At 60.1% G+C, this 404-nt stretch carries 1 protein-coding gene; it reads right to left on the minus strand.

Annotated elements, in window-relative coordinates; genetic code table 11:
* Positions 1 to 404, minus strand: a 404-nt coding sequence (locus tag D7Y13_RS45530; protein ID WP_244222506.1) for an AIR synthase-related protein, incomplete at both ends; no start/stop codon positions are given.

Here is a 404-nt window from a genome sequence, read left to right on the forward strand (position 1 = left end):
TTGCAGGCTGAGGCGTCCGCTGTTTGGCCGGGTTAGCCGGGGCCGCCTTTGCCGTCCCCGATGGCATAAATGTCCAGTCAACCCAGGGCGTAGGTGTATGAGTACGCACAATCAAACGTGGAGCAGTGCTAACCTCCCCGATTCTGGCGCAGTAATGCCCGGACATGAACGCATCGAAACGGCGTGCGTCGTCCGGCCTGATCTCCACAACGAACCGTCCGCTGCTTTCCGAAAACAACAAAATATCCGGCTGAACAGCGTTACCCAGTACAGTCAGGTCGATAGCGGCGCCATACGGTTCACACAGTGCCGCCAGTGCAACCGCCAGCCCGCCCCCGGTAACGGCATGTGCCGTAAGCACCAGTCCGCTCTGGATCGCTTTATGCAGCGCGCGCAGCACTTGC

This window comes from Corallococcus praedator, assembly GCF_003612125.1.
Lineage (GTDB): Bacteria > Myxococcota > Myxococcia > Myxococcales > Myxococcaceae > Corallococcus > Corallococcus praedator.